The sequence below is a fragment of the Ruminococcus bovis genome, from assembly GCF_005601135.1.
Classification (GTDB): Bacteria; Bacillota; Clostridia; order Oscillospirales; family Acutalibacteraceae; genus Ruminococcoides; species Ruminococcoides bovis.
In genome coordinates this window covers 1,305,479-1,332,005 of sequence record NZ_CP039381.1, presented here as the reverse complement: position 1 = coordinate 1,332,005, position 26,527 = coordinate 1,305,479, and the positions used below count along the sequence as shown (strand labels likewise).

Below are 26,527 nucleotides of genomic sequence, written 5' to 3'. Positions count from 1 at the left end.
TTACTTCTCTTCTTTCCTTAATTCATCAATAATTTCTTTATCTATTGCAAAGCTATGGTCTTTATCAGGGAAAGAACCATTCTTTACTTCCTTATCATACTGCTTAAAAGCATCTACCATCTTGTCACCAAGAAGTTCATATCTCTTTACAAACTTGGGTACATAGTCACTAAACAAACCCAACATATCTTGATATACAAGAATCTGACCATCTGTGCCATTACCTGCACCAATACCGATTGTAGGGATAGTTAGTTTCTCTGTAATATATTCACAAAGTTCAGTTGGTGCACATTCAATAACTACTGCAAAAGCACCGGCTTTCTCTACTGCTAAAGCGTCTTCCACCATTTTTCTTGCACCGTCAATGCTTTTGCCCTGAACCTTAAAGCCACCAAAAGCATTTACACTTTGAGGTGTCATACCGATATGTGCCATTACAGGAATATCTGCATTAGTAATAGCCTTGATACGGTCACACATTTCTACGCCACCCTCAAGTTTAACTGCATTTGCTCTAGCCTCTTTCATTAGTCTACCGGCATTCATTACTGCTTGTTCAACAGAAACTTCATAAGACATAAAAGGCATATCAACAACAACCATTGCATTTTTACATGCTCTTGATACTGCACTACCAAAGGTAATCATATCTTCCATTGTAACTGAAAGTGTATCTTCATAACCTAGCATAACATTACCTAGGCTATCACCTACCAAAATACCGTTTACACAATTATCCATAATTTTTGCAGTTGAATAATCGTAAGCTGTTAGCATTGAGATTTTCTCTCCATTTGCCTTCATTTTTGCAAAAGTTGAAACATTATTTTTCATTTTCTGCTCCTTCCAAAAGTTTCTCTAATTCACTATAATCTCGGTTTTCATTTTTTACTTTACTAATACTTAAAATTCTCTTTGACAGTAAAGTATAAATTTCTTTTTCTTCACCACTTAAACAGTTTAAGTGCTTAGTTACTGTATTAGTGTCACATCTTTCTACCGGTCCTGTTAAGCTATTTACCACATCATTTTCCATAACATTCTTAACATTATTAGTCACTATTGGTGTTAGAGCCTTCAAGGCATTTTCCCTTGTGAAGCCACAATCTACTAAAGTAGAAATACAAAAATCAAGTAACCCTACCACAAGGTTGCTACCAATAGTAGCTGACAAGTGATACTTATGCTTCATAGATTTATCAATAACTTGAAAATCATTGCCACACTTTTTAAGAATATCTGTAACTAACTTAACACCAAAGGCTGAGCCTTCCACAGAAAAAAAGCCATCAGCTATTTCACAATATGACTTATACTTGTCACTAATTGCAAATAACGGATGGACTGAACATATCATTGCACCAAAATCTTCTGCATCATCAAAAGCCTCTTTAGCAGACATAACACCACTACAATGGCAAATTAATTTTCCCTTGATTGCTTGTTTTGAAAGAGAAGAATATACATCTCTTATATTATTATCCGGAACTGTAAGAAAAAGAGCGTCACAATTTCTAACCAAATCATTTATACTTTCAAAACAACTTGTGTTTGTAAAACTTGATGCTTCCTTTGCACTAGTGATATTTCTGCTAAAATATCCAACAACAGATATACCCTTACTCTGAAAATATTTTCCCAAAGTAAAGCCAACTTTACCTGCTCCTACAAATCCAATTTTCATAAAATCACCTACTTTCAAGGTGACACCCAAAGTCCCATTCCTTACGGATATAAGCTATAAAAGGATATTAAAAAACATTGTATGTGGTACTATTTCATAAGAATACAGTCCACAAAATATAATATAACATTCTAAAGAAAAAAAGTAAAGAAAAATATATCTTTACACTAAATAATTTTACAGAAAAAGGCAAAATAAAACTCCCCACAATGTGAGGAGTTTAAGTTTAAAACTAATTACTTATTAAAGATTGACATAATGTCATAGAAAGTATCGTCATCATCTTCTTCAGCCTTTGGAGCAGGAGTAGATGCAGGTGTACTACTTACAGGAGCAGTAGCAGTAACCGGCTTTGCAGGAATCTTATCTTCATCCTTATCGCCGTTGAAACCTGTAGCAATAACTGTAACGCTGATTTCGTCTTCCATATTTTCATTGATAACAGCACCCCAGATGATGTTTGCATCTTCAGAAGCCTTGTTAGAAATCATTGTAGAAGCAATATCAATATCTTCAAGTGAAATATCAGCAGAAGCAGTAACATTAATGATAACGCCCTTAGCACCGTCAATAGCTGTTTCTAGTAATGGTGAAGAAATAGCCTGTTCAGCAGCAAGAGTAGCCTTATCCTTACCGGAAGCCTTACCGATACCCATATGAGCATAACCTGCGTTCTTCATAATAGCAGTAACATCGGCAAAGTCAAGGTTAACAAGACCCGGAACAAGGATTAGGTCAGAGATACTCTGAACACCCTGACGAAGAACATCATCAGCAATGCTAAATGCATTCTTAAGAGTGATTGACTGGTCACTAAAGTACTTTAGTCTTTCGTTAGGTACGATAATCAGTGAGTCAACAGATGTTGCAAGTTCCTGAATACCCTGTTCAGCCTGAGCCATTCTCTTCTTACCTTCAAAAGCAAAAGGCTTAGTAACAACAGCAACAGTTAGGATGCCCATTTCTTTAGCAATCTGAGCAACTACAGGAGCAGCACCTGTACCTGTGCCACCACCCATACCGGCAGTAACAAATACCATATCTGTATCTTTAAGTAGAGCTGCAATTTCTTCCTTTGATTCTTCAGCTGACTGCTGACCGATGCTTGGAAGAGAACCTGCACCCTTACCTCTTGTAATCTTTTCACCAATCTGAACTTTCTTGTCAGCCTTAGAGAACTGAAGAACATGTTCATCTGTATTTATAGCAATAAATTCAACATTTTGAACTTCACTAGAAACCATTCTGTTGATAGCGTTACCGCCGCCACCACCGACACCGATAACTTTAATAACTGGTAAATAATTCATTGGTTCATTTTCTAACTCAAAAGCCATTTAAACTTCCTCCTTGTTTCCTATATATCTAATACATAATGCTTTAAATAGACACAATTACTATTATATAAGGTATCATAAAATACGGAAAAAATCAAGTAATTTTGTGCTTTATCTTAAATTTCAAAAAGTATAACTACATATGGTGTATATAGTAATTTTTTCGTCAATATATTACTTATTATTTTAGTAAATATTTAACTTAGTTGTATAGTGTACCATCACCATAACCTGTATCGTAACCTGTACCATAGTCTGTACCGTAGTCAGTGCCATAATCAGTACCATAGTTTGTGCCGTAATCTGTTCCATAATCGGTACTGTTACCGGTACCATAGTCAGTTACACCACCACTTGTGTCAGTACTATAACCATTTGGATCAACATAAGAATTTGCATCGGTAGCATCTGTAGTTGGTTCAGTAGTAGTTGTGGTTGTATCGTCTGATTTATCGGCTTTATCTACAATAGAGTCTTCGTTAAAGTAACTTCTCTTTGTATCATAGCAAGAACTTACATCCAAAGTTCCCTCAATAATACCTTGATTATTTGGGTCTAGCTTTTCTGTAATAATAGCCTTTGCTGTTTTGATTTTATAATTAATATTTTCCGGTAAACCAAGTTTTACAAGAATTCTATTATCATAAGTAAAGGTTAAGTTTGCACTTTTTGATACATTGATTTCTGTTATATCTTCAAGTTTATTGTTGTTAAGTGAAGTGACAATTTCTGTAAGTGACTGTCCTACTGCCTTGTTGCTATATTCAACATAGTCACCTGGAGTATTGGACTTAAGTTTTGCACCTTTTAGGATTGGCAGTCCCTTTACCTTTTTGTTGGAATTATCAAGAATTCTGCCTTCCTTAGAAACTGTACAATACTCTTTGTCGTGTTTAACCATATAACTTGCTTCGCCCTCAGTAACATCAATTACGATTCTGTCAGGCAAACCAAAAGAAACATCAACCTTTTGTACATATGGGAAAGTATTTTTAATATTTTCTTCAGCCCACTTCTTGTTAGCTAAGAAAATATTTTCACCTTCCTTTATACCACAAGCAGAAACAAGCTGTTCCTTAGAATACCTTGTATCTCCCTCAATTTCAAAATTAGCTGTCTTAAAAAATACTGTTAAAGAAAGTGTAATACCGGCTACAACTACAACAGCCACCAAGGCTGAATATGTAATTATCATTCTCCATCTACGACTTTTCTTAGTATTTATACTTTTTGCCGGATTTTTCTTTCTTCTCATTCTGCGTAAATCGTTTTTGTCAAGATATTTGTTGTCATCATAAGCTGATTGGTCAACAATATTCTCACCTAAAAAGTCATTACTTCCGGAATTTCTGTCTTTCCTGGTATTTCTCTTTGTTGTATCAATTTTTCTTACATCTTTACGAGGTGTAATTACATCTTCTTTTAACTTTTTCTTTCTCTTTTTATTGGCTCTTTTAATTGCTTGGTCTCTTCGCTTTTGCTCAGCTTTTCTTTCTTTTTCTCTTTTTTTCTTTTCTTCTTTTATTTTTTTCTTTCTGTTCTTTTCAATGTTCTTTTTTGCATCAGCCAATTTTCACACCTCTTTCCTCTATACTTTCCTTATATTTGCTCCTAAACTTGACAGTACAACCTCTAGGTCTTCATATCCTCTTTCAAGGTACTTAATTCCTTCAATTTCGGTTCTACCCTCTGCTTTTAAAGAAGCAACAACCAAAGCAGCAGCACCCCTTAGTTCTTTTGCTACTACCTTAGCACCAAATAATCTATCTACACCTTCAACAACTGCAACCTTGTTGGCTACCTTTATATTAGCACCAAGTCGTGTTAAGTCCTCAACATGACGGTATCTGCTTTCAAAAATATTTTCAACAAATACAGTTGTACCCTTAGCAACTGTTGCAACAGACATCATAACTGCTTGTGCATCAGTCGGAAAACCGGGATAAGGCATTGTCCTTACAGATTTAAAGGACTTTAGTCTATTAGGACTATCTATCTTAAGTTTACTGTTTCTCACCTTTATATTGCAACCGGCCTCCTCAAACAGAGGAATAACTCCGTCAAGGTGGCTACTGATAATACCGTTAAGTATTAACTCACCACCGGTAACTGCTGAAGCAGCCATAAAGGTTGAGGCAACAATTCTGTCCGGAATAATAGTATGGACTGTTGGAGTTAAATTATCAACACCATAAATATAAATTGTGCTTTCACCGGCACCATATATTTCAGCACCACACTTAACAAGATAATCACACAAATCAACAATTTCAGGTTCTCTGGCAGCATTACTGATTATTGTAGTACCTTTTGCCAAGACGGCAGAAAGAATAATGTTTTCAGTAGCACCTACACTAGGGAACGGCAAAGCAATCTTTGCTCCATGTAATTTATCTTTTACTCTACAAGTGATAAGCCCATATCTTTCGTCAATAATAACACCCATTTTCCTAAGTGCAGAAAGGTGCAAATCAATAGGTCTTGGACCTAATTCACATCCACCCGGAAAGTACAACTTTGCCTTTCCTTTTCTTGCGATTATTGCACCTAAAAATACAATAGATGAACGCATTTCATTCATCAAATTCTCCGGTATATCACACCTATTCATATCTTTGCTATCAACAATAAGTGTGTGGTCGCTGAGTTTTGCACTACAACCAAGATACCGTAAAATCTGTATTGATGCATTAATATCACTAATAATCGGACAACAATGAATTACACTTTCACCACTGCACAAGAGAGTTGCCGAGATAATAGGCAATGCACTGTTCTTAGCACCTTGCAAATTAACTTCTCCCTGCAACCGTCTGTTACCATCAACTATAAACTTAGCCACTTACAACACCCTTTATAAAATACTGAAACTATTTCTACATATTTTATGTTGGTGTTTCAAAAATGTGTTAGCCTAGAATACCTTTAATAACACTAAAGATTCTTTCATTAGCATCAACAATAGCCATCTTTCTGGCATTCTTGCTATATTCTTCAAGAGTAGCACTGCTCTCAAGTAGCTTATCAACTTTTTCAATTAGAAGTTCAGGAGTTAAATCCTTTTCTTCAATAATTTCAGCAGCCTTTTTGTTTACCATAGCCATTGCGTTGTGATACTGATGATTTTCAGCTACATTTGGAGATGGAATCAGAACTGCCGGTTTGCCCTGAGCTTGAATTTCTGAAAGTGTAATTGCACCGGCTCTTGATACAACCACATCACAAGCAGCAAGACAAGTTGCCATATTGTTAATATATTCTCTAATATCAAGGTTAGGACACTTTGAAATGTCTGTACCTTTCTCTTTAACTAAATCAGGAAACCACTTACCGTATTGACCATAAGCATGGATATGCTGATATTTACCGTCTTTACCACTTCTTGCGATTAGGTCAGCTAAGTTTTCGTTAATCTTTCTTGCACCTAAAGAACCACCAAAAGATAGAACAACAGGTCTTTCATCAAGACCAAGTTCTGCTCTTGCACTTTCTCTGTTAGCAGAAAGGATTTCTTGTCTTACAGGGTTACCCGTAATAACATAATCTAGGTTAGGGTCAAGGTGTTTCTTAGCATCAGGAATAGCTAACATAACTTTCTTAGCTAACTTTGATAGCATCTTTGTAGTAACACCTGGATAAGCGTTTTGTTCGTGAATAATAATCGGAACACCCATCTTTGCTGCAGTACGAAGTACAGGACCACTTACATAACCACCTGTACCAACTGCAAGGTCAGGTTTAAATTCCTTAATAATTTTCTTTGACTCAGCAGAGGCTGTAAACATTCTCTTTACTGTTTTAACATTGTGACCGATTGCCTTAACATTAAAACTTCTCTTAAAGCCACTGATAACAATTTGCTTAAAGTCAAAACCTGCCTGTGGAACAAGTCTTTCTTCCATACCACCCTTGTTACCAACAAAAAGGATTTCTGCTTCAGGCATTTGTTTCTTTACATATCCGGCAATAGCAAGTGCCGGATTAATGTGACCGGCTGTACCCCCACCGGCAAATAAAATTCTCATATTTTACACCTCATTATGCTTTTTCAATATTAGAGTGTCTTGAAATTGAAAGTATTACACCCATCTGTGCCATCAATACAACCAGGGAACTACCACCATAAGAGAAGAATGGTAAGCTGATACCTGTATTAGGCAACCAGTCTGTAATAACAAAAATATTTAGAATAACTTGAATACCAATCTGTGAAATCAAACCGATACCAAGTAGTTTACCAAATCTGTCCGGTGCTTTTAGTGCAATCTTTACACCTCTATAAACAAGTGCTGCAAAGATAATTAAGATTACTATTGCACCTACTAAACCAAGTTCTTCACATACAACTGCAAAGATAAAGTCGTTCTGTGGTTCAGGCAGATAACCATACTTCTGTCTTGAGTTACCAAGACCTAAACCGAATAGACCACCTGAGCCTATTGCATAAAGACTGTTTCTGGTCTGCCAAGTTGTTTGCCACATTTTTTCAGTTGTATATTCAAGAGCCTGACCCCAACCTTCCATTCTTGTCATAGCATAAGAAAGAAGACCGGTTACCCAAGCAATCAAGAAAGCAATTACAACTGCCACACCGGCAACAGCAAGCCATTTTGTGTTAATACCGGCTAGGTAAAGCATTACAACTGTAAGTAATAGAATAATTACAATACCTGAATAGTGAGGTTCAAGCACAAGTAAAACTGCAGTACTGACAAATACTGCAAGTGCAGGAACAACCCCATACTTAATGGTACTCATTTTATCATAATAAAGACTTCCCCAATGTGCCAAGAAAAGCACAATTGCGAATTTTGAAAATTCCGAAGCCTGAATACCGTAACCACCAACACCAATCCATCTATGAACATTGTTTACCGGTGGCAACAACAATACCAAAAATAGTGCCAAATAGGAAAGTCCTAAGAATACATAACATAAATGATGCAAGCTATGATAGTCAATATAGGAAATACCCATCATAAGCACAAAGCCGATAACTGCAAATATTAACTGCCTTTTCAAGAAGAAGAAACTGTCTCCCTGATTATAATATGCAACTGCATAAGATGCTGAAAACATCATTATCAGACCGGTTACAAGAAGAACCAATAGAATAATTAGGAAAGGTAGGTCAATACCCATACCAATAGAGAAAGCTATTCTCTTTCTCTTTTTTGGAGGAGCATTTTTTCTTCTTGTCCTGCCACGACTATCATATCTTTGTCTTTCATTTGACATTCTTTTTAAAGTTTCTGATGACATTAAATTCTCCTCCTCCCTATATTATATGAAGTATCAAAGTCCTAAAATTACTAATGCAGTAACAATACCACAAATAACAATTGTAAATGCACTGAATACTACAACAATCTTTGTTTCGCTCCAACCACACTTTTCAAAGTGATGGTGGATAGGACTCATCTTGAATAATCTTTTACCGTGAGTAATTTTAAAGTATGTTACCTGTAGAATAACAGATAGCATTTCAAGTAAATAAGTCAGTGCCATTGGAATTAGGATAACCGGCATATTCATTGAATAAGCCATTGCACAAACAATACCGCCTAAGAATAGTGAACCTGTGTCACCCATAAATACCTTAGCAGGGTTAAAGTTCCATAGTAAGAAACCTAGACAACCACCGGCTACTGCTGCTGATAAAACACCTGTTGCAGAAGAAGTCATAATGCTTGAAATAATCATATAGAAAATAGCAACAAAGAATGTTTCTGAACCAACAAGACCATCAATACCATCAGCTAGGTTAACTGCGTTAACCACACCAACAATAACAATTACACTGATAATGTGGTAGATAATTGCAAAGTTGCCCATATGAACAGTACCTGCAAAAGGAATATATGTTGTGTCACCATAGCCAAAGAAAGCATTGATTACAACGAATGCAATTGCAATTGCAAACTGGAACACTAGTTTCTGCTTAGCAGTTAGACCAAGGTTTCTTTTCTTAACAACCTTAATATAGTCATCAAGGAAACCAACTGCACCGTAAAGTACAGCCATACCTAGGCTGACAAATACCATTAGAACCTCTTTGTTATAAGAATAACCTGTTGGTTCATAAATATCACCGAAAATTGATAAACAAGGAATTGCAATTACTGTTGCAACAACAATACCGATGATAAACATAATGCCACCCATTGTTGGAGTACCTTGCTTTTTCTTATGCCAAGATGGTCCAATATCAAGAATTGTCTGACCATACTTTAACTTGTGTAAAATCGGAATCAAAAATCTTCCTATTACTGCTGAAAGAACGAATGCAACAACTGCACCCACAAGTTCCCATAATCCTGTTGTCATTCTAACACCTCATTTTAACATCTTTTATATAAAAAATTTATTATTCTGCAATACCACTTTGTGGCGAGAAGGTAACTGTAATAACTGTACCTTCACTAACCTTAGTACCCTCAGCTATACTTTGCTTTGTAGAGATACCGTCACCACTTGTACTTGAAGTACCCTTAACAGATACATTCAGTCCATACTGAGAAGCAATACTGTTTACATCACTTAAACTCATATCAAGTAAGTTAGGTACTTCTACCGTTTCTTTTGCCGAAGATTTGTCGGTATAAAGAACAACTGTTCCACCCTTTGGTACAGTAGAATTTGATTCCGGCATTTGAGCAATAACCTTGCTACCTGAACCCTTAACTACCGGTGTAAGTCCGGCATCAGAAATCTTTTGTTGTGCATCTTCTGTTGATAGACCAACATACTGATCGGCAATAACATCTAAGTCTTCTCTTTCGCTATCTGTATATTCTGTTTCAACCTCTAAGTAAGGTAAAACTTCTTCCATAATCTGTGAGAATACAGGTGCTGCTACAACAGAACCGTAGTAGTTATCACCTGTAGGAGTATCAAAGAACATTAGCATTGCATATTTTGGGTTATCTGCAGGAGCATAACCTAGGAAAGACGCAATGTAATCTTCTACACCATCACCATTGCTATCTACCAATTTTTCTGATGTACCTGTTTTACCGGCTACTCTGTAACCTGCAACATAACCACACTTTACACCGCCCTGTTCTGAGTTGTGTTGTAGAATTGTGTTTAATGTTTTAGATACGCTGCTTGATACAACTTTTCTCTTAATCTTTGTATCATAGTTTTGTACAACATTACCGTTGCTGTCCTGAATTTGCTTTACAACATGTGGTTGAACCAAGTTACCACCGTTTGCAACTGCTGATACGGCAGTAATCATCTGAATTGGAGTAATTGAGAAACCTTGACCGAAAGAAGCAACTGCAAGGTCAACAACACCCATTGAACCGTCCGGTGTAAAGAACTGGTCGTCACTTTCACCCGGTAGGTCAATACCTGTTAATTCGGAATAACCAAATGCCTGATAGTATTCCCAGAACTTTGCTGCACCTACTTTTGCACCAATCTGCATAAATGCAGGGTTACAAGAATTGATAATTGCTTGTTCAAAAGTCTGTGTACCATGACCGTTCCAGTCATGACAGTGGATAAGTCTATCACTTACCTGCATAGAACCGGTACAGTTGAAAGTACTTGTATCTGCATTAACAACACCTTCTTCAAGTGCCATAGCAGAAGTAATAATCTTAAATACCGAACCCGGATAATAAGTGTCGGAAATAGCTTTATTACGCCACTGTTCAGCTAAAGCCTCATTATAGGCTTTGTTCTTTTTCTTTTTATCTGTAATAGCTTTGATTTCTTTTTGCTTTGTTTCATCGGCTATTGTATAAGGTTCGTTAAGGTCATAGCCACCGACTGTAGCCATAGCAATAATTTCACCATTTGTAACATCCATCATAATAGCACAACCACGGTTATAAACCTTATTAGTTATGATGTTCTGTTGCATATACTTTTCAACAACAGCTTGAACTGTTTCATCAATAGTAAGAACTAGGTTGTTACCGTCTTTAGCATCAACACTTTGTTCATAGGCAAACGGCATATCAACACCTTGTGAATTTCGTGCTGAAATTAGTCTGCCACTTGTACCTGACAAATACTTATTGTACTGATACTCAAGACCTTCAAGACCTTGGTCGTCTTCACCGGTAAAACCGATTACTGAAGAAGCAAGTTCGTTATAAGGATAATATCTCTTGTAGTCATCAAGTAGCTGAATAACATTTTCCAATTGATATTTTTCACTTAAAGTATCTTGTAATTTTAAAATTTTATTTCTTTCTTTTGTTTCTATTTTTCTCTTAACACTAACATAATATGAATTTTCTTTAGTTTCCTTTAAAACTTCATCATAATCCAAATCAAGAATTTTTGAAAGATTTTTAGCTACATACTCTCTCTGTTCATCAGTTTTGAAGTTAGCAGGAGCCATAACAACTCGCCATACCGAAGCACTCTGGGCTAATACTTTACCGGTTCTATCATAGATAGTTCCTCGTTTTGCTGAAATCTCAGTATCATGTAACTGTTGTTCAACAGCCTTTTGGCTTAAACTTTCTCCCTTAACCACTTGCAAAAATGCAAGTCTACAAGTAGCAGCACCAAAACCAATAACCAAAATAATAGCCAAAAGAATCATTGTTCTATGTCGTAACTTTTGATTTACGCCTTTTACATTCTTAGCCAACTGGTCTTGCTCCTTTCTTATCTCTTTCATATCAATAAATACGGAAAAAGAGTTAAGATAATTAAAATCTCAACTCTTGTACCCTCTATAATCTTATTACACAAACCTAAGGGTTATGACCAAATTGAGGATATCCAATCTACTATAGTATCAAAAATACTTTTATCCTCTTTTTCAACAACCTTGGCTTTATCCCCGCTAGATAAATCCACAAATTCCTTTTGGCTACTGTTTGCTTTAGTCATACCTAGTTTATCCTGTGCATATTCCTCAATAATAGAAGTTGTGTATTTAGCATCAACATTCATTTGCATTTGAGTATATTCACTTTGGCTATTCTCTAATGTTTCCTGTGCTTCTGAAATTTTCTGATTTAATTCTGTTAGCTGAACTTGGCTATAAATAATCATACCAACTACTGCTACAACAACTGCAGAAAACAAGAAACCGACAGTTAACTTCAAAGGATTGCGTTTGCGTCTTTTTGCTTGTTCAATTTTTTTCTTAGGTATTTTTACTACCTTATTTTTCTTATGTAAGTCCTGATTCTCAAGATTTTCATCTTCAAAAACAGAAATGTCATAAGCATTATTACTGCTCAAAAATGCCATTTATTCACCTATATAACCAATTCTTCATTTTTCTAAGATACTATATATAGTACCTTAAAATTTCTTTCTTCTCATAATCTTTACTTATTCGTAGTAATTAAAATCTCAATATATATTTATTGTAATTGTTTTGTTACACTATCTATAGATATTTGTAACTATAATTACACCACTGATATATTTTACTACATATACAGTACTTTGTCTAGGGAAATACTACAAAACTGTCACTTTACCTAAATTTTTTCGCAAATCCTTAGTTTTGCACTTCTACTTCTAGGGTTTTTGTCCAGTTCTTCCTGTGTAGCCTCTATAGGCTTACGGTTTACCAGCTTTGCCTTTGGTACATTTCCACAAACACATACCGGAAAGTCCTTTGGACAAGTACAACCCTTGCACCAAGATGCCATCTTTTGCTTTACTATTCTATCCTCTAATGAATGGAAAGAAATAACTGCAAGTCTGCCCTTTGGACTTAGCATTTCAAATGCTTCATCAAGACCGTTTTCAAGCTGAGTAAGTTCTCCATTTACTTCAATTCTAAGTGCCTGGAAAGTCTTTCTTGCAGGGTGACCTTCTCTTCTAACCTTTTGAGGTACAGAATTCTTAATAATCTCAGCAAGTTGAAGAGTAGTAGTAATTCTTTCTTCTTCTCTTGCTTTAACTATACCCTTTGCAATAGATGGTGCAAATTTATCTTCACCATAGCGATATATAATATCTCTAAGTTCTTCATAACTTAAGTCATTAACTAAATCCTCAGCAGAAGTACCACTTTGGCTCATTCTCATATCTAAAGGTGCATCCTTATGGAAGCTAAAACCTCTTTCGTCAGTATCTAACTGATGAGAACTGACACCAATATCAAGAAGAACACCATCTACTTGATAAATACCTCTGTCGTTTAATAGCTTTTTCATATCACCAAAACAACCATTTACAATAATTGAATTTGGCTCATTTTTAAATCTTTCGGAAATTGTTGTAATAGCATCCGGATCTCTGTCAATAGAAATCAGTTTGCCACAATCAAGTTTCTTTAGAATTTCTGCTGAGTGACCGCCACCACCTGCTGTACCGTCAACATAAATTCCGTTAGGGTTAATGTTCAGTCCCTCAATACATTCATTGAGAAGAACTGAAATATGATTAAATTCCATAATTAAAACTTAATAAGCTGAAGAGCATCCTCAAGTTCTTGGCGTTGTTTAGCCATAAATGCATCGAACTTATCTTTGTTCCATACTTCAATACGACTATCCATACCAACAACTACAGCCTCACCTTGGATGGCGCTGTCCTCACGCAATTTTTGGGGAATTTGAATTCTACCCTGACCGTTTGGACTAACTAGTGTTGCTGCAGATAAAAGCAAATACTGAAGTGCCATAGCTTTGTTAGCAGGTAGCTCCCTTATCTGCTCTCTTAGACGATTAAACTCATCAACAGACATAATCTGTATATTTTCAGAAAAGCCATTGGTTACATAAAATTCTTCACCAAGTTCTTCTCTGAATTTCTGTGGCAGTACAATTCTGCCTTTTGCGTCAACTGAATGAACTGTTGTACCGGAAAACATATTAAACTGCCACCTCCATTTTTAAGTAAATATGACACACGGAAATCACTTATCGACACCAAGTGTCCTATTGTGACACCAAATGCCACTTCTATATGAACCATTATATACTACTTGTAATGATATTGCAAGGAATTTGTAACAATTTCTTTATATTTTCAAACTGTTCACATAATGAGTTTTGGCATTAAAATATTGTTTTAGGCAAAAAAATAACCACTACTTTCGTAGTGGTTAAAAATCTCAATTATTTTCTAAATCAGTCTTTCTTCTGAGCCTGAATGTCCTGACGAGTCTTACGGATTTCGTTAGTTAAATCTGTTAGAGTTTCATCAGCTCTCTTCATTAGGTCAGTAACATAACCGTTAGCTGCTTTCTTCATTTCAGAAGACTTCTTCTTTGCATCACTTAGGATGTCTGCTGCCTGAGCCTGTGCCTGTTTTGTGATTTCATCTTCAGCAACTAACTGCTTCTTCTTTTCTTCACCGGCACGGATAATTTCTTCTGCTTCCTTCTTAGCTTCAGCAAGAATCTGGCTTCTATCGGCAACAATGCTCTTAGCCTGTCTAACTTCACCAGGTAGTGCATCCTGAATGTCGTCAAGGATATCAAGAACTGCTTCTGTATCTACAACAGCCTTACCACCTGTTAAAGGTAGAACTTTTGCATCGTTCATCATATCTTCTAACTCATTGATTAGGTCTTCCACTCTCATCTTAATTAACTCCTTTTAATCTACTGTATATTTTGTCATACAAACAAGCCGGAACAAAATCACTAATGTCCCCACCGAAGGATGCTACCTGCTTAACCATACTAGAGCTTAAGTACATATACTTTGCACTGGTAGTTAGGAAGATAGTTTCCAAATCGGGATTGAGTTTTTTGTTTGTTAAAGCCATTTGAAATTCATATTCAAAGTCAGATACAGCTCTTAACCCCTTAACAACTGCAACTGCTGATCTTTCCTTTGCATAACTTGCCAAAAGACCATTAAAAGATACAATCTCCAAATTGCTGATATGTGTTGTCGCTTCCTTTAACAAATCAATTCGTTCGTTAATAGAAAAACTTGGTTGTTTATTTGGATTAACCATAACGGCAACAATAACTTTGTTGAACATCTTGGATGCTCTTTCTATAATATCAATATGTCCAAGGGTTACCGGATCAAAGCTACCCGGACAAATTGCTATTTTATCCATTCTTTTTCCTCTTTCCAAGTTTAGTACGAACTACTCAATATTTTCTTTGTAACAAAAACTGCTTACCTTTATTTTACCATAGCGATATTCTCTGTCAAGGCTAAAATTAGAATATTTTTCAATAATTTTTTCATCAACAGGATGTTCACATAGTACAACACCGGTTTCTTTCATATTTTCAAATACCAAAGGCAGTACTTCTTCAAGTAGTCCTTGTCTATATGGTGGGTCAAGAAAAGCAATATCAAACTTCTCCTTATTCATCTTTAAGAAACTTACTGCTGAGCCGTTAACGACCTTTGATTTATCTTGAAATTTACATTTTTCAATATTCTCATTTACTACTTGCAAAGACTTTTTGCTACTGTCAACAAACACAGCTTTCTTTGCACCTCTTGAGATAGCTTCTATTCCCATTTGTCCACTACCGGCAAACAAATCAAGAAAAGTTCTACCTTCTATTCCAAATTGTAAAGCAGAAAAGATACCTTCCTTTACTCTGTCTGTAGTAGGTCTTACATCATTACCCTCCAGAGTTCTCAGTCTTGTACCTTTTGCTATTCCTGTAATAACTCTCATAATATCACCACCGTAATTCTAACATATATAAAAGAAAAACTCAATTACTATTATTTTCATTATGAAAATAATTATAAACACTATCAGCAGAAACCTTGTTCATTTTAGGTGCATTAAGTAATTCTTCATAATCAGCCTCGCTGATATTTTTAATTGTTCTAAAATGCTTTAGGAGTGCTTTTGCTCTTTCAGTACCTACTCCCGGAATATCCGTTAATGAACTTTTAAAGGTATTCATACTTCTTCTTTGACGCTGATAACCAATAGCAAATCTATGGACTTCATCTTGCATTTTGCTGATAAAGGTAAACAGTTTTCTCTTTCTGCTAATTGCAATTTCGCCTTTATCGGAAACAATAGCCCTTGTACGGTGACTGTCATCCTTAACCATACCAAAAGTAGGTATATCAATGTTATGCTTCTTTAGTATAGGCAAAACTGCATTTACCTGACCTTTACCACCATCAAGCAAGATTAAATCAGGCTTTCTGCCAAATCCAACAGGCTCTTCTGCTTTTTCATATTCATCAAGTCTTCTGTCAATAACTTCTGCCATACTTGCATAGTCATCTTGACCTTCAAATCCTTTTATCTTGAACTTTTTGTATGCCTTTTTATTTTTCTTGCCATTTTCATAAACTATCATACCACAAACATTTTCACTGCCACTAAGGTTACTGTTATCGTATGATTCAATATATTCAGGAATTTTATCAAGTCCTAAAACTTCCTTAAACTCTTCCAGCACACCATATTCACCGGTAGTACTGCCTTTAGTTTGGGCAAGTCTTTCAATTGCATTTTTCTTGCACATATCTACAAGGTGCTTTTGGTCACCGATTTTGGGTACAACAATATGAACTGCCGAACCTTTCTTTTCACTAAGCCACTTAGTAAGTAGTTTACTGTCCTCAATTTCTCTGTCTAATGTTAACTGTTTCGGAACATCATCTCGGATTGTGTAATAACGGGTGATAAACTCAGCCATTAATTCTTCTTCATTCTCACCGTTATCAACCATAAAATGTTCTCTGTCAAAAAGTCTACCGTCTTTAAATCTAAAAACTTCAAATGTACCTTTGTCACCATCAGTAATATAAGCAATTACATCTTGTTCATCAACCTTAATATCAACTACCTTTTGCTTATCATTCATTTTCTTAACTGAGGCTATTCTGTCACGAATTTTTGCAGCTAATTCAAAGTCTAGATTTTCTGAGGCTTTGTTCATTTCTTCTGTCATTTTTGCAATAGACTCTGTTGTACCACCTTTTAAAAATTCTAACGCTGAGTCAATATGCTCATTGTATTCTGCCAATGACATTTTTCCTCTACATGGTGCACAACATTGCTTAATGTGATAATTTAGGCAAGGTCTTGTTTTCCTAAAATCCTCAGGAAACTTCTTGTTGCAAGTAGGAAGCTGAAAAATTTTGATTGCCTCATCAATAGCATTCTTAACATAATAGGAACTTTTATAAGGTCCGATATATGTTGCCTTTGGGTCATCCTGTTGCAAAGCATAAGAGATTCTTCGCCACTTATCACTACTGACTTTAATATAGCTATAGCCCTTATCATCCTTCAAAAGAATATTGTACTTAGGTGCATTTTGCTTAATCAATGAACATTCAAGGATAAGAGCCTCAAACTCACTGTCGGTAATAATATAGTCAAAGTCATAAACATTACTAACCATTCTACGGACTTTTTCTTGATGGTTATTTTGGCTACCAAAGTACTGACTGACTCTGTTCTTAAGAGCCTTTGCTTTACCGATATAAATGATATTGTGACTGCTGTCTCTCATTATATATACACCGGGTAATAACGGTAAAGCCATTGCCTTTTTTCTTAATTCTTTTATATTCACAATATCACCTCACAATAAAAAAATAAGGGTGGTTAAAAACTAACCACCCATAATGAAAGTCAAAAATTACATACCAGTAAAACCTGATTCTACAAGAGCAACAATACCTTCTGTTGCATCCTTTTCATCAGGACCATCTGCAATAATCTTAATTGTTGTACCACCAACAACACCTAGGGATAAAACACCAAGAAGACTCTTACCACTTATTCTTCTTTCATCCTTTTCTACCCATACAGTTGACTTATATTCGTTAGCCTTCTGAATAAAAAATGTTGCAGGTCTACCTCTTAGTCCTGCTTTGTTCTGAACTAAAACTTCCTTTACATACATGCCTAAATCCCTCTCTTGTCAGTGAATAAAAACCTAAAATTTATCAAATTTTGCTTATAAAATCCAAACATCATAAGCAAATTTTCACATTCAATAAGTGTATTATAACCCTAGAAAACAACTAAATCAACCTTATTTTTTAAATTTGTTTCACTACACATTTGAAAAGAAAATAAAAATCTGTTTCTTGTGCAATCCGACGAAAACAACAACACATTTTTGTTATTACATCACAAGAATTTAATTTAGTTATAACCAATATTACAAAACTACTTTAGTGAGTTTATATAATTTTCCAAAAATTCCTTATCTTCTTTTGATAATTCTTTCTTTTCTAACAAGTCAGGTCGCTTATTATATGTGTTAATTAGGGAATGTTCCTTCTGCCATTTATCCACATTAGCATGATGACCACTATATAGTACAGGTGGAACTTCTCTATCTCTCCACACCTGTGGCTTTGTATATTGTGGACATTCAAGAAGTCCATTATAGTGGCTTTCATCAGTAAAACAAACTGTATCGGAAAGCACACCCTCTGTCATTCTGGAAAGTGCATCAATAAATACAAGTGCAGGTAATTCACCACCGGTTAATACATAGTCACCGATAGAAATTTCTTCATCTACATATTCATCAAGTACTCTTTGGTCAACACCTTCATAGTGACCACACAATACACAAACATTTTTATGGCTTGAAATATCAATTAACTTTTGCTGATTTAAAGTTTTGCCTTGTGGTGACATATACACAAAGTAAGGTTTTTCACCAACTTGTTCACAAATGTTCTCAAAGCATAAAGCAATAGGTTCTGCTTTCATCAGCATACCTTTGCCACCACCATAAGGTGTATCATCAACTCTCTTGTGTTTATCAAAAGCAAAGTCCCTAAGTTGATGAGTGTTGATTTCAATTACACCTTTCTTTTGAGCTCTACCTAAAATACTTTCGTTTAAAACTGTTTCACACATTTCCGGAAACAATGTTATCAAATCAATCCTCATCAAATAGTCCTTTCATAGGCTCAATGAGAATATACTCCTCATAAACATTAATTTCCTTAACAATCTCATCAATCTTAGGCATTAAGTAAGTTTTGCCGTCACTTGCTTTAATTTCATAAACATCGTTTGCACCGGTATAAAGTACATCTGTTACTTTACCATATACAGTACCGTCATTTATATCTCTAACTTCACAACCGATAATATCTTGTACAAAATACACATCTTCAGGAAGTGGACAATCATCTCTGTTAATATACAGAACTTTACCGACAAGAGGAATTGCATCATCAATATTATCAATGCCTTTAATTTTCATTAGTGCAATATTTTTATGAGGTCTGCTTTTTACAGAAATACTTTCCTTGCCGTCTTTATCAAGATAAAGTGTTGTAAAGCAACTAAAAAAGTCACCACCATCACACCACAATTCTACTCTACACTCACCCTTAATACCGTGAGTGCCTACAATTTTACCTACTTCAAGATATTCCTTAATCATAGTATCTCTCCTATTATTTTAAGTATTCTTATTATCTTTTTTTCAATTAACTTTATATAATATATAAATAATACCCATACTTTTAGGATATTTTAACACAAATCACAACTACATTCAATATTCACTTGAATTTATGTTATATTTTAGATATAATTTATAAGTAGAAAAAAGAAAAGGATTTTTTATTATGGACAATTCAAAAAAACTTCCTTCTAATAAAAAGGAAAAAGTAGTTGCCCCTAACCTAAAAAAGCAAAATCTTTTTGAGACTATATGCTCATATGGTATCACAATTCTTTGCTTTATTTTCTTTGGTTATGTGGCAATAATGTCGGTATTACAAACCAGTGAATTTGACAGTGCTAACTTTGGTGGAGAAGTTATTCAGTTTAACTATGATGACCTGGTAATGAACTTCTTTTTACTTGGTGGATTTTTCTTGTTAGTTTTTGCACTAAGCAGATACGCCAATGTTTTCAAGAAAGTTTCCGATTTAGCATTAGTAGTTGGACTTTCGGTTTACACCGTAACACTTGGATTTATATGGATATTTATGGCACAGAGTGTTCCTGCTGCTGACTCAGGCACAGTTACTCAAACTGCTATGGAAGCAGCGAAAGGTAACTATCAATCATTCCAGGCAAGTAATGATACTTTCTATAACAATGTTAGTTACTACAAGATTTATCCATTCCAACTTGGTTTTGTATTCATAAGTGAAATTGTTTACAGAATTTTCGGTACAACAACTTCAATGCCAATGCAAGTATTTAATGTACTGGCTTTAACTGCTCTTTACATTGCTATTGTAGCAATCAGCAAAAGACTGTTTAAGAGTAAGTCAGTTACATTTATTACAGTATTTATGTTAGCCGGTTGTATTCAAGGTATTTTATTTACAACATTTGTTTACGGTAATATTATCGGTATTGCATCAGCAATGTGGGCTTGTTACTTTGTAATCAGATTTATGCAAAGTGAAGAAAAACGCAACTACTTAAACCTACTACCTGCATCACTATTGATGGCACTTTCAGTTGTAGCAAAGTACAACAATATGATTTGGCTGGTAGCTATTTGTATTGCACTTCTAATTTACATTATTAAGAATAAAAAGTGGTTACACTTTGTTTCTATTGCATTTGTAGTTTTGATTTCTGTTGGTTCATTTAACCTGGTTATTATGAGCTATGAAAAGAGAAGTGGTGTTGACTTTGGTAAAGGTGTTGACCAAATTCTTTACTTAGATGCCGGTTTAAACGAATCTGCTATGGCTCCGGGTTGGTACAATGATATGGCAAAGTCAAAGTTCTTAAATGCTAACTTAGACAATAAACAAGCTGACACATGGGCTAAGACAGATATAAAAGAAAGACTAAATAAATTTAAGCAAGACTCTCACTACAGAAACAATTTCTTTAGCAAGAAAATTCTTTCACAATGGAATGAACCATCATACGAAAGTTTATGGGTAAGTCAAGTTAAGGGTCATTACTTTGGTGAAGTTAAAGAAAATACAACACTATACAGTATTTACAATGGCAAGATAAATAAGTTCCTATATGACTACTTTGATTTCTTCCAGATGATTACATTTATTCTATTTGCAATCGGTGTTGCAGGATTAATCAAAAAGAGATGTTCAGCAGAAACAATTATGATTTTGACAGGTCTTGCCGGTGGTTTTATTTACCACACATTGTTTGAAGGTAAGAGCCAATATGTACTTACATACTTTATTGTAATGATTATGTTCTCATCATACGGTTTATATTTACTTGTTAAGCCAAAGAATTTTAACAGTAACAGTGAAAAAGAAACTCTTGGTGACAAATTCAAGAAAGTAATCTTTAAGATTGACAGTAAAACAAGACAATCTTAATAAACTAAATTAACAAAAGCAAAAACTGACTCAAGTAAAACTACTTGGGTCAGTTCTTTTTCTGCATAAAAATATCCCCCATATTGGGGGTTATTTTTGGAATATCAGTCGATTTCAACTGAGATTCTTTCGTTATTACGGATAGCTGCAGAACGAGCTACTGTACGGATAGCCTTAGCAATTCTGCCTTGCTTACCGATAATTCTACCCATATCACTTTCAGCAACATGAATATGATATACAGTAACGCCTTCAGCGTCCTTTTCGTCCTGAGTTACAGAAACCTTGTCAGGTTCTTCAACAAGACCTTTGGCAATGATTGTGAGTAATTCTGTCATTATAGAATACCCTCCTTCTTTAACAATGCCTTAACTGTATCTGTAGGCTGTGCACCCTTTGCAATCCAAGTCTTAACTGCATCAGCATCAACATTAACTGTTGAAGGATTTGTTAGAGGATTGTATGTGCCGATTTCTTCGATGAAACGACCATCTCTAGGATATCTTGAGTCAGCAACTACGATTCTGTAGAAAGGAGACTTCTTAGCACCCATTCTTCTTAGTCTAATCTTTACCATTATATTTTCACCTCCATATTAAGTATCTATATCACCAAAATTAATTGGATAATAACTATTTGTTAGAATGGAAAACCTCCACCCATTGGTGGCATTCCGTTTCCACCCATATTGCCTAGGTCACCAAGTTCATTTAAGTTTGGCATACCTTTCATCATGGCTCTGCGTTTGCCTTTCTTGCCTTTACCGGTAAACTGTTTCATCATTTTCTGCATTTGTTCAAGTTGCTTTAGAAGTCTGTTAACTTCTTCAACCTTTCTACCTGAACCGGCAGCAATTCTCTTCTTTCTACTGGCATTAATTAGGCTTGGCTTTTCTCTTTCGGCCGGTGTCATTGAGTAAATAATAGCCTCACACCAGTCAATTTGTCTATCATCAATATCGGCATTTTCAAGTTGTTTTCCAAGTCCCGGAATCTTACCCAAAATGCCCTTAATAGGACCCATCTTCTTAATCTGCTCAAACTGTTGTAGCAAATCGTTAAAGTCCATCTTGTTTTCCATCATTTTCTTGGCAACTGCTTCAGCTTTCTTTTCATCAAGCTTTGCCTCTACATCTTCAATAAGAGTAAGCACATCGCCCATACCAAGAATACGGCTTGCCATTCTGTCAGGGTGGAAAACTTCTAGATCCTCAAGCTTTTCACCTGTACCACAGAACTTAATTGGTTTGCCTGTAACTTCCTTAACAGAAAGTGCTGCACCACCACGAGTATCACCGTCTAACTTAGTTAAGATAACACCTGTGATTTCAAGCAAGTCATTAAATGACTTAGCAACATTAACTGCGTCCTGACCTGTCATTGAGTCAATAACCAAAAGAATTTCATCAGGATTAACTTCCTTCTTAATATTCTTTAGTTCTTCCATAAGTTCTTCATCAATGTGAAGACGACCGGCAGTATCAAGGATAACTACATCATTACCGTAGTCTTTAGCATGTTTAATAGCTTCTTTTGCAATTTTTACAGGGTTCTTCTTGCCCATTTCAAATACAGGAGCTCCTGCCTTTGCACCAACAACCTTTAACTGGTCAATAGCAGCAGGTCTGTAAATATCACAAGCTACAAGCAAAGGTCTTCTACCCTGTGATTTTAGCATTTTTGCAAGTTTAGCAGTATGAGTAGTTTTACCACTACCCTGAAGACCACACATCATAATTACTGTTGGTGGCTTAGATGCGAATTTAATCTTTTCTTCTTCTCCACCCATCAGTGCAGTCAGTTCTTCATTTACTATTTTAACAACCATCTGTGCAGGAGTTAGGCTTTCCATAACATCCTGACCGATAGCTCTCTCAGTAACTTTGTTAGTAAAGTTCTTAGCAACTTTAAAGTTTACATCAGCCTCTAGAAGTGCCAATCGCACTTCACGCATAGCTTCTTTAACATCACTTTCAGTAAGTTTACCTTTATTTTTTAACTTTTTAAAAGCATTACTTAGCTTATCAGAAAGACCTTCAAATGCCACAGGACTTACCTCCTATTCTTGATTTAGCAGTTCATTTACAACCAAAGTCATTTCATCGACCTTAGCAATAACCGAACTTTTATCTTCTTTATCTAAAACACATTTTGTTTCTTCAAGTGACTTTTTCAGTTTAGAAAGTCCTTCTTGAGTTTCAACAAAACGCTTGTGTAATCCTAATTTTTCTTCAAAAGTTTGGAGGTTACCTTCGGCTCTCTTAATTAAGTCCCTTACTCCTTGACGAGTAATTCCCATATCATCAGCAATCTCCGAAAGTGAGAGGTCATCATTATAGTACATCTCAGTTGCGTATCTAACCTTATCGGTCAAAAGCTCACCGTAAAAGTCAAGCAAAAGAGAATTCTCTATGTTCTTTTCCATTTGACTCACCTTTCAACTGTAAAGTTTTTTTCTTTACAGCATAGTTATTATATAATAAAGCCATACTAAAGTCAATAGTTTTCTTACTTTAATTAAATTTTATTAAAAACACCTTTACTATATTATTTATATAAAGTTTACATCTTGTTTATATTCACTTAATTATCACCTATATATGAATAAGTAAACATATTATATAGCAAAATAAAACAACAGAAAAACTACAAAATATATTTTTGTTAGTGAAAATCACAAAATTAAAATTTCTAAAAAATTTTTGGTGATATGTACTAAAAAATGTGTTATAATTTATTAGTATCAAACAAATGGGGGATTATTTTGGAACAAATAATCAGCATCGACAGAATGGAACACGCAGTTGCTCTTTTCGGTAGCTTTGATGAAAACATCAAAATGATTGAAAACGAGTACAATGTTCATGTAATTGGTCGAGATAGTGAATTAAAAATTTCAGGTGAAGCAGAAAGTGTAAGCAAAGCAGTAAAAGTTATTGATAGCTTACTTTCCTTTATCAACAAGGGTGAAGCCCTTAGTGAACAAAACATTAGATACTGTATGAGCCTTGTAAACGAAGGCAGTGAGGAAAAGATACAAGAACTTTCCACCGACTGTGTATGTATTACAAGCAAAGGTAAGCCTGTTAAGCCTAAGACCTTAGGTCAGAAAAGATACTGTCAAAGTATCGCAAAGAACACTATTACAATTGGTGTCGGTCCTGCCGGTACAGGTAAAACTTATCTTGCAGTTGCAATGGCAGTTACTGCCTTTAGAGCAAAGCAAGTTAACAGAATTATTCTAACAAGACCTGCTGTAGAGGCCGGTGAAAAGTTGGGATTCTTACCCGGTGACTTACAGAGTAAGGTTGACCCATATTTAAGGCCACTATACGATGCACTATTTGATATGCTGGGTGCAGAAACCTACAACAAATATGTTGAAAGAGGTAACATTGAAGTTGCACCTTTAGCTTATATGAGAGGTAGAACTCTTGACGATAGCTTTATTATCCTTGATGAAGCACAGAATACTTCTAGGGAACAGATGAAAATGTTCCTTACTCGACTTGGTTTTAACTCAAAAATGGTTATTACCGGTGACATAACACAGATTGACCTACCCGGTGGAGTAAAGAGTGGTTTGAAGGATTGTATTCGTGTACTAAAGGATATTAAGGATATACAACACATTTCATTTAGCGAGAAGGATGTTGTAAGACATCACCTTGTACAAGATATTATTAAAGCATATGCTAAGACTGAGGAGAGAAGGAAAAATGACAGAAAATAAAATCAGAGTAATCATCACCAACAAGCAAAAGACTGTAAAAATTCCTACTGGCCTAAGAATGTTAGTAAGAAGAACTTGCAATGCAGTTTTGAGAATGGAAAACTTCCAAGGTCCTGCTGAAGTTAGTGTAACTTTCGTTGACAATGCAGGTATCAAGGAACTTAATGCACAGTACAGAAACAAAGATATTGAAACAGATGTACTATCTTTCCCTATGGGTGAAAACGGTGTGTGGGACAAGAACCCTGAAACCGGTGCATATATCTTAGGTGATGTTGTAATTTCTATGGAAAAGGCTCTTAGCCAAGCTGAAACATACGGTCACTCACTTCAGAGAGAAGTTGGTTACTTAACTGCTCACAGTGTGCTTCATCTTCTCGGTTATGACCATATGGAACCACTTGAAAGAGTACATATGAGAGAAAAAGAAGAATTAGTTATGGAACAGCTTGGTCTTCCTGCAAGTATCAGCTACATTCCTGATAACGAATAATCATATCCATCATAGAATATTTCACGCCACACAGATAAGACTGCTGTCAATCTTGTGGCGTGTTTTTGTGTAAGGATTATTATTGCATAAAACTACTGTTTCAATTATAATAGATACAGAAAATTAAGGAGTACAAATATGAACTTTAACGATAAATCAGCCTTTATTGCAATTATTGGCAGACCTAATGTAGGCAAAAGCTCAATTCTAAATAAATTACTTGGTCAGAAAGTGGCTATTGTTTCTTCAAAGCCACAAACTACAAGAACAAGAATTATGGGTGTATTAACAGAAGGCAAGGACCAGCTTGTTTTCCTAGATACACCGGGTATGCACAAACCTAAAAATTCTCTTGGGGACTATATGGTTCGTTCAATTAACGAGTCTGTTGCCGGTGTAGATGCTTGTTTACTTGTAACAGAGGCAGGTCAGGAAATTAGAGAAAACGAAAAGATGCTAATTGAAAAGGTTAAGAAACTTGATTTACCTTGTGTATTGGCAATTAACAAAACCGATACTATAAACGATAAGGAAGTTATATTGGAACAAATCATTAAGTATTCAAAGGAAATGGACTTTGATGCTATTGTTCCTGTATCAGCAGAAACAGGCTCAAAACTTGATGAACTAAAGGAAGAACTAAAGAAATTCACTTCAGAAGGTGGTCACTTCTTCCCTGATGATACACTAACAGACCAACCTGAAAAGGTTCTTGCTGCTGAAATGATTAGAGAGAAAATTCTAAGACTGACAGAAAAAGAAATTCCTCACGGCACAGCAGTAGTTATTGAAAGAATGAAAATGCGTGATGACAAAAATCTTATGGATATTGACGCAACAATTTATTGCGAAAGAGATACTCACAAAGGTATCTTAATCGGAAAAAAAGGTGCAATGCTTAAAAAGATTTCCACATATGCAAGACAAGATATGGAAAACTTCTTTGGTTGCAAGGTTAACCTAAAAACATGGATTAAGGTAAAAGAGGACTGGAGAAACAAAGAAAATCTAATGCGTAGCTTTGGATTTGATAGTAATGATTTTCAGTAATCCCATAATTTTCTGACAATATATTTATCCCTAGGTAAAA

27 protein-coding genes are annotated in these 26,527 nt (G+C 35.3%); 4 read left to right on the top strand and 23 right to left on the bottom strand.

The window, feature by feature from the left end; all coding sequences use genetic code 11:
- From panB to rimM, 19 genes are all read right to left on the bottom strand, one after another.
- The gene (panB, locus tag E5Z56_RS06250; protein WP_138157056.1) at positions 1 to 837 is read right to left on the bottom strand and encodes a 3-methyl-2-oxobutanoate hydroxymethyltransferase; all 837 of its coding nucleotides are present in this window, start codon (positions 835 to 837) and stop codon (positions 1 to 3) included.
- Positions 827 to 1,687 (bottom strand): Rossmann-like and DUF2520 domain-containing protein, encoded by an 861-nt coding sequence (locus E5Z56_RS06245; RefSeq protein WP_138157055.1) that lies wholly within the window; start codon positions 1,685 to 1,687, stop codon positions 827 to 829. Before E5Z56_RS06245 ends, panB begins: the two co-directional genes overlap by 11 nt.
- A 236-nt stretch (positions 1,688 to 1,923) precedes the next feature.
- Positions 1,924 to 3,024 (bottom strand): cell division protein FtsZ, encoded by a 1,101-nt coding sequence (gene ftsZ / locus E5Z56_RS06240; RefSeq protein ID WP_138157054.1) that lies wholly within the window; start codon positions 3,022 to 3,024, stop codon positions 1,924 to 1,926.
- A gap of 202 nt (positions 3,025 to 3,226) precedes the next feature.
- Positions 3,227 to 4,594, bottom strand: coding sequence for a cell division protein FtsQ/DivIB (locus tag E5Z56_RS06235; RefSeq protein ID WP_138157053.1), 1,368 nt, complete (start codon positions 4,592 to 4,594; stop codon positions 3,227 to 3,229).
- An 18-nt stretch (positions 4,595 to 4,612) separates the two neighbouring features.
- Positions 4,613 to 5,866: a UDP-N-acetylglucosamine 1-carboxyvinyltransferase gene (gene murA, locus E5Z56_RS06230; RefSeq protein ID WP_175405396.1), complete on the bottom strand. Its 1,254-nt coding sequence runs from the start codon at positions 5,864 to 5,866 to the stop codon at positions 4,613 to 4,615.
- Between the two features lie 67 nt (positions 5,867 to 5,933).
- Positions 5,934 to 7,049: an undecaprenyldiphospho-muramoylpentapeptide beta-N-acetylglucosaminyltransferase gene (gene murG, locus E5Z56_RS06225; RefSeq protein ID WP_138157052.1), complete on the bottom strand. Its 1,116-nt coding sequence runs from the start codon at positions 7,047 to 7,049 to the stop codon at positions 5,934 to 5,936.
- Between the two features lie 13 nt (positions 7,050 to 7,062).
- Positions 7,063 to 8,286 carry an FtsW/RodA/SpoVE family cell cycle protein gene (locus E5Z56_RS06220; protein WP_232842409.1) on the bottom strand — a complete coding sequence of 408 codons (1,224 nt, stop codon included), beginning with the start codon at positions 8,284 to 8,286 and terminating at the stop codon, positions 7,063 to 7,065.
- A 33-nt stretch (positions 8,287 to 8,319) separates the two neighbouring features.
- Positions 8,320 to 9,351, bottom strand: a complete 1,032-nt coding sequence (gene mraY / locus E5Z56_RS06215; protein WP_138157051.1) for a phospho-N-acetylmuramoyl-pentapeptide-transferase — start codon at positions 9,349 to 9,351, stop codon at positions 8,320 to 8,322.
- A gap of 40 nt (positions 9,352 to 9,391) precedes the next feature.
- Entirely contained in the window at positions 9,392 to 11,641 is a 2,250-nt protein-coding gene (locus tag E5Z56_RS06210; RefSeq protein ID WP_232842408.1) for a penicillin-binding transpeptidase domain-containing protein, read from the bottom strand.
- A gap of 113 nt (positions 11,642 to 11,754) precedes the next feature.
- Entirely contained in the window at positions 11,755 to 12,252 is a 498-nt protein-coding gene (locus E5Z56_RS06205; RefSeq protein ID WP_138157049.1) for a cell division protein FtsL, read from the bottom strand.
- Positions 12,253 to 12,488: 236 nt separating this feature from the next.
- Positions 12,489 to 13,412 carry a 16S rRNA (cytosine(1402)-N(4))-methyltransferase RsmH gene (rsmH, locus tag E5Z56_RS06200; protein WP_022505099.1) on the bottom strand — a complete coding sequence of 308 codons (924 nt, stop codon included), beginning with the start codon at positions 13,410 to 13,412 and terminating at the stop codon, positions 12,489 to 12,491.
- A 2-nt stretch (positions 13,413 to 13,414) separates the two neighbouring features.
- Positions 13,415 to 13,831, bottom strand: a complete 417-nt coding sequence (locus E5Z56_RS06195) for a division/cell wall cluster transcriptional repressor MraZ (protein ID WP_022505098.1) — start codon at positions 13,829 to 13,831, stop codon at positions 13,415 to 13,417.
- A 259-nt stretch (positions 13,832 to 14,090) separates the two neighbouring features.
- Positions 14,091 to 14,546, bottom strand: a complete 456-nt coding sequence (locus E5Z56_RS06190; RefSeq protein WP_138157048.1) for an ATP synthase subunit B family protein — start codon at positions 14,544 to 14,546, stop codon at positions 14,091 to 14,093.
- Between the two features lies 1 nt (position 14,547).
- Positions 14,548 to 15,036, bottom strand: a complete 489-nt coding sequence (coaD, locus tag E5Z56_RS06185) for a pantetheine-phosphate adenylyltransferase (RefSeq protein WP_138157047.1) — start codon at positions 15,034 to 15,036, stop codon at positions 14,548 to 14,550.
- A gap of 30 nt (positions 15,037 to 15,066) precedes the next feature.
- A complete protein-coding gene (gene rsmD, locus E5Z56_RS06180; RefSeq protein WP_138157046.1) occupies positions 15,067 to 15,615 on the bottom strand; it encodes a 16S rRNA (guanine(966)-N(2))-methyltransferase RsmD in 549 nt (182 codons plus the stop codon).
- Between the two features lie 40 nt (positions 15,616 to 15,655).
- A complete protein-coding gene (gene uvrC / locus E5Z56_RS06175; protein ID WP_232842407.1) occupies positions 15,656 to 17,488 on the bottom strand; it encodes an excinuclease ABC subunit UvrC in 1,833 nt (610 codons plus the stop codon).
- A 66-nt stretch (positions 17,489 to 17,554) separates the two neighbouring features.
- Positions 17,555 to 17,821: an HPr family phosphocarrier protein gene (locus E5Z56_RS06170; RefSeq protein ID WP_138157045.1), complete on the bottom strand. Its 267-nt coding sequence runs from the start codon at positions 17,819 to 17,821 to the stop codon at positions 17,555 to 17,557.
- Between the two features lie 269 nt (positions 17,822 to 18,090).
- Positions 18,091 to 18,828 carry a tRNA (guanosine(37)-N1)-methyltransferase TrmD gene (gene trmD, locus E5Z56_RS06165; protein WP_138157044.1) on the bottom strand — a complete coding sequence of 246 codons (738 nt, stop codon included), beginning with the start codon at positions 18,826 to 18,828 and terminating at the stop codon, positions 18,091 to 18,093.
- Positions 18,818 to 19,330 carry a ribosome maturation factor RimM gene (gene rimM / locus E5Z56_RS06160; RefSeq protein ID WP_138157043.1) on the bottom strand — a complete coding sequence of 171 codons (513 nt, stop codon included), beginning with the start codon at positions 19,328 to 19,330 and terminating at the stop codon, positions 18,818 to 18,820. Before rimM ends, trmD begins: the two co-directional genes overlap by 11 nt.
- A gap of 187 nt (positions 19,331 to 19,517) precedes the next feature.
- Here rimM and E5Z56_RS06155 point away from each other — a divergent pair, with 187 nt between their 5' ends.
- Positions 19,518 to 21,212 carry a glycosyltransferase family 39 protein gene (locus E5Z56_RS06155; protein WP_138157042.1) on the top strand — a complete coding sequence of 565 codons (1,695 nt, stop codon included), beginning with the start codon at positions 19,518 to 19,520 and terminating at the stop codon, positions 21,210 to 21,212.
- Between the two features lie 104 nt (positions 21,213 to 21,316).
- On the opposite strand, the gene E5Z56_RS06150 is transcribed toward E5Z56_RS06155, so the two are convergent.
- Genes E5Z56_RS06150 through ylxM form a run of 4 tightly spaced genes read right to left on the bottom strand, consistent with a single transcriptional unit; the run spans position 21,317 to position 23,636 of the window.
- A complete protein-coding gene (locus E5Z56_RS06150; RefSeq protein ID WP_138157041.1) occupies positions 21,317 to 21,550 on the bottom strand; it encodes a KH domain-containing protein in 234 nt (77 codons plus the stop codon).
- Positions 21,550 to 21,792, bottom strand: coding sequence for a 30S ribosomal protein S16 (gene rpsP / locus E5Z56_RS06145; protein WP_138157040.1), 243 nt, complete (start codon positions 21,790 to 21,792; stop codon positions 21,550 to 21,552). Before rpsP ends, E5Z56_RS06150 begins: the two co-directional genes overlap by 1 nt.
- A 59-nt stretch (positions 21,793 to 21,851) precedes the next feature.
- Positions 21,852 to 23,258 (bottom strand): signal recognition particle protein, encoded by a 1,407-nt coding sequence (gene ffh / locus E5Z56_RS06140; RefSeq protein ID WP_022505087.1) that lies wholly within the window; start codon positions 23,256 to 23,258, stop codon positions 21,852 to 21,854.
- 12 nt (positions 23,259 to 23,270) lie between these two features.
- Entirely contained in the window at positions 23,271 to 23,636 is a 366-nt protein-coding gene (gene ylxM / locus E5Z56_RS06135) for a YlxM family DNA-binding protein (protein WP_138157039.1), read from the bottom strand.
- A 336-nt stretch (positions 23,637 to 23,972) separates the two neighbouring features.
- Between ylxM and E5Z56_RS06130 the strand changes: the two genes are divergently transcribed.
- The 3 genes from E5Z56_RS06130 (at position 23,973) to era (ending at position 26,487) form a co-directional block, all read left to right on the top strand.
- Positions 23,973 to 24,944, top strand: a complete 972-nt coding sequence (locus E5Z56_RS06130; protein WP_138157957.1) for a PhoH family protein — start codon at positions 23,973 to 23,975, stop codon at positions 24,942 to 24,944.
- Positions 24,931 to 25,437, top strand: a complete 507-nt coding sequence (ybeY, locus tag E5Z56_RS06125; RefSeq protein WP_138157038.1) for an rRNA maturation RNase YbeY — start codon at positions 24,931 to 24,933, stop codon at positions 25,435 to 25,437. The genes E5Z56_RS06130 and ybeY overlap by 14 nt, the downstream gene beginning before the upstream one ends.
- Before the next feature lie 138 nt (positions 25,438 to 25,575).
- A complete protein-coding gene (gene era / locus E5Z56_RS06120; RefSeq protein WP_022505083.1) occupies positions 25,576 to 26,487 on the top strand; it encodes a GTPase Era in 912 nt (303 codons plus the stop codon).
- The last annotated feature ends 40 nt before the right edge of the window (positions 26,488 to 26,527 follow it).

Coding starts and splice junctions, on each gene's coding strand:
- panB (WP_138157056.1), bottom strand. CDS start 837: ATGAAAAATAATGTTTCAACTTTTGCAAAAATGAAGGCAAATGGAGAG.
- E5Z56_RS06245 (WP_138157055.1), bottom strand. CDS start 1,687: ATGAAAATTGGATTTGTAGGAGCAGGTAAAGTTGGCTTTACTTTGGGA.
- ftsZ (WP_138157054.1), bottom strand. CDS start 3,024: ATGGCTTTTGAGTTAGAAAATGAACCAATGAATTATTTACCAGTTATT.
- murG (WP_138157052.1), bottom strand. CDS start 7,049: ATGAGAATTTTATTTGCCGGTGGGGGTACAGCCGGTCACATTAATCCG.
- E5Z56_RS06220 (WP_232842409.1), bottom strand. CDS start 8,286: ATGTCATCAGAAACTTTAAAAAGAATGTCAAATGAAAGACAAAGATAT.
- mraY (WP_138157051.1), bottom strand. CDS start 9,351: ATGACAACAGGATTATGGGAACTTGTGGGTGCAGTTGTTGCATTCGTT.
- E5Z56_RS06205 (WP_138157049.1), bottom strand. CDS start 12,252: ATGGCATTTTTGAGCAGTAATAATGCTTATGACATTTCTGTTTTTGAA.
- rsmH (WP_022505099.1), bottom strand. CDS start 13,412: ATGGAATTTAATCATATTTCAGTTCTTCTCAATGAATGTATTGAGGGA.
- E5Z56_RS06195 (WP_022505098.1), bottom strand. CDS start 13,831: ATGTTTTCCGGTACAACAGTTCATTCAGTTGACGCAAAAGGCAGAATT.
- E5Z56_RS06190 (WP_138157048.1), bottom strand. CDS start 14,546: ATGAGAGTGGAAGACCTAATCAATGAGTTAGAAGATATGATGAACGAT.
- coaD (WP_138157047.1), bottom strand. CDS start 15,036: ATGGATAAAATAGCAATTTGTCCGGGTAGCTTTGATCCGGTAACCCTT.
- rsmD (WP_138157046.1), bottom strand. CDS start 15,615: ATGAGAGTTATTACAGGAATAGCAAAAGGTACAAGACTGAGAACTCTG.
- E5Z56_RS06170 (WP_138157045.1), bottom strand. CDS start 17,821: ATGTATGTAAAGGAAGTTTTAGTTCAGAACAAAGCAGGACTAAGAGGT.
- trmD (WP_138157044.1), bottom strand. CDS start 18,828: ATGAGGATTGATTTGATAACATTGTTTCCGGAAATGTGTGAAACAGTT.
- rimM (WP_138157043.1), bottom strand. CDS start 19,330: ATGATTAAGGAATATCTTGAAGTAGGTAAAATTGTAGGCACTCACGGT.
- E5Z56_RS06155 (WP_138157042.1), top strand. CDS start 19,518: ATGGACAATTCAAAAAAACTTCCTTCTAATAAAAAGGAAAAAGTAGTT.
- E5Z56_RS06150 (WP_138157041.1), bottom strand. CDS start 21,550: ATGACAGAATTACTCACAATCATTGCCAAAGGTCTTGTTGAAGAACCT.
- ylxM (WP_138157039.1), bottom strand. CDS start 23,636: ATGGAAAAGAACATAGAGAATTCTCTTTTGCTTGACTTTTACGGTGAG.
- ybeY (WP_138157038.1), top strand. CDS start 24,931: ATGACAGAAAATAAAATCAGAGTAATCATCACCAACAAGCAAAAGACT.
- era (WP_022505083.1), top strand. CDS start 25,576: ATGAACTTTAACGATAAATCAGCCTTTATTGCAATTATTGGCAGACCT.